Below are 2,680 nucleotides of genomic sequence, written 5' to 3' on the forward strand. Positions count from 1 at the left end.
CCCGAGCCCACTGGGCCATGCGGTGGACTCCCTCGCCCAACGGAATCGTCGTCGTCTCGCCGAACAGCGCCTGCGCTCTGGCGTGATCCGAATACGCGTGCACCACTTCGTGGCGCGCCGGCAGGTGCGTGACCTGGGGCGACACGCCGAACTCCTCGCTCACCACGCGCGCCAGCTCGTTCACGCTGTACGCCGTGTCGGCGCCGATGTTGATGGTCTGGCCGTACGCCGCCGGCACGTTCACGCTCCGCGCGATGTGCGGCGCCACGTCGTCGATGTAGCTGAAGGCGCGCGTCTGCTCCCCGTCGCCGAAGATCGTGAGCGCCTTGCCGCCCATGATCTGGTTCATGAAGATCCCGATCACGTTGCGGTAGCGGTCGCCCAGGTTCTGATGCTCGCCGTACACGTTGTGCGGACGGAAGACGATGTACGGCAACCCGAACATCTCGTGCGCCGCGGCCAGATCGAGTTCCACCGCGTACTTGGCGATACCGTACGGGTCTTCGGGGCGCGGCGTCATGTCTTCGCGCATGGGCAGCTGCCCCGCCCCGTACACCGCGATCGAACTCGTGAACACGAAGCACTTCACCTCGCGCTTCACCGATTCGTTGATCAGGTTCACGCTCCCGATCACGTTGTTGGTGTAGTTGAACCGGCGGATGAAGTGGCTGAGCCCCTCGGCGGCGTACGCCGCCAGGTGGTACACGTAGTCGAACCGGTGCTCGGCGAACAGTGCCTCGATCAGGGGCACGTCGGTGATGGATCCTTCCACGAACGTCGCCCCCGCCGGCGCCTGGTCGCGGAACCCGCCGCTCAGATCGTCCAGCACCACCACGTCGTGCCCCATCGCCAGGCAGTGCCGGGCCACGTGCGATCCGATGAATCCGGCGCCGCCGGTAACGAGTGTCTTCATGTGGCGTATTATATGCGGCCCCCGCCGGCATCACACTACCCCTGGCCGCCGAAGTGACCGTACCCCCCGGGACGCGTGGGTTTGCTTGCACCCGCATCGCCCCGCACTTCGGCATTCCCGCTCCACGGATCGGGAGTACCGACGCACGCACTTTCACCGCCAACGCTTTGTTCCAAAAGTGGAATGAGCGTCGCTACAGACGGCGTGGCCTCGGCGGCGTCATCATTGGAACCGAAGGGTGGCCAGAATGCGGTCGAATACGTCCTCGGATTGCGGCCCCGCGGTAAGAGCCACGCTTCGAGCCGTCGTGCCCACCAGCGCGCTCGGGGCCGCGACCAGCAAAAGGAGGCAGAGCCATCCCTGAAGCACGTGATTGCGGTCGCTGGTGCCGAGAAGTTGGGGGATCACCGTCCTACCGTCCTACTCTCCCCCGCCGCCTCCAGACTCAACCCCCGCGTCTCATCAACGAACCATCCAAAGATGAATGCCGCCGGCAGGCTCAACAGCGCCAGGTACGCCACGACCCGCGACAGACCGCCCAACGGACCCGCCAACAGCGCGATGCTGGACTGCGCCACCACCACACCCACCGCGCCGATCAGCGCGGTCCACCCGATCATCGTGCCGCGCAGCGCGGTGGGGAACAGCTCGGTGCCCGCCGACCGGAACCCCACGATCGCGGCGTTGTCGGCGGTCTTCAACCAGAAGAACGAAGCGCCCAGCCAATAAACCGGCACCGCGAATCCCGCCGGCGGACCCCAGTAAAAACTCACCGCGCCGGCCCCCGCCAGCAGCCAGCACACCACCACGGTCGGAACGCGTCCAAAACGCTCGCACGCCCACGCGCCGAGTGGAAATCCCACCAGGCTCAGCCCGCCGCACGTCAGCACGAGCACGCTCGCCGTGGCCGCGGACAGCCCCACCGACGACACCGCGCGATAGTAGCTCCAGGCGTCGGCCGACGTGCCCGCCATCACGCTCAGAAACACGCAGACCGCGATGGGCACGGCCCGGGCCCGGTAGCGCGCGCCGAACAGGTCCAACAAGCGCGCCGCACGCGTGGCTCCGCTGTCCGCGGCCTCGCGCCACCGCCGGCTCTCCGGAATCGCCCGCGGCAGCAGCGGATACCCCAGCAACCCGCCCCCTGCGATCACCAGCAGCCAACGCCACGAGAGCCCGTGGCTTGCCAGCACCGGCATGAGCATCAGACAGAAGCCGGCGCCCACGGCCATGGCCATGCCTCCGTAGCTCTGCCCCCGGGCGCGCTTCTCCATGGGAAGCGCCTCGGCGAGCATGACCACCGCGACGAACACCGCCGCGCCGATGAATGCGTAGAGCAACACGTCACAGACCGCGAACAGCACCACGTTCCGCGCCGCGGCCGCCCCCGCCGCGGTCAGCGCCGCCACGGGCGTGGCCGCCATGCAGGCCAACAGCACCCGGCGCCGCCCGGCGCGATCGGCCAGCCGCAACAGGAGCAGCGCCCCGAACGCGGCCGGCGAGATCCAGGCGTACAACCGTGCGATGCCCGCGTCGCCCAGGCCAAAGCTCGCCGCGATGAACGGCGCCCCGATCCCGTTGATGGCCATCGCGTAGCCCTGATATGCAAGTATTCCGCACAGGGCCACGATGGAGCGGGTGGAGGTGTCGTGGGGCTCGGCCATGAGGTAAACTGACATGCTCGCTTACTTCCCGCACCCCGCCCATGCCGCGACACGCCATCGTCACATGCTGCGACGCCCGCTTCGGTGACTTTCTGCTCGGGCA

2 protein-coding genes are annotated in these 2,680 nt (G+C 67.9%); both read right to left on the reverse strand.

Going from position 1 to position 2,680, the window contains the following annotated elements:
• Positions 1-913: NAD-dependent epimerase/dehydratase family protein (locus VNE60_12930; GenBank protein HVB32422.1), on the reverse strand; the 913-nt coding region annotated here is incomplete at its 3' end.
• A 404-nt stretch (positions 914-1,317) separates the two neighbouring features.
• On the reverse strand, positions 1,318-2,592 hold the full coding sequence (locus tag VNE60_12935) for an MFS transporter (protein HVB32423.1): 1,275 nt from the start codon (positions 2,590-2,592) through the stop codon (positions 1,318-1,320).
• Positions 2,593-2,680 lie beyond the last annotated feature (88 nt).

The organism is Gemmatimonadaceae bacterium (genome assembly GCA_035533755.1).
Classification (GTDB): Bacteria; Gemmatimonadota; Gemmatimonadetes; order Gemmatimonadales; family Gemmatimonadaceae; genus JAGWRI01.

Coding starts and splice junctions, on each gene's coding strand:
- VNE60_12935 (HVB32423.1), bottom strand. CDS start 2,592: ATGTCAGTTTACCTCATGGCCGAGCCCCACGACACCTCCACCCGCTCC.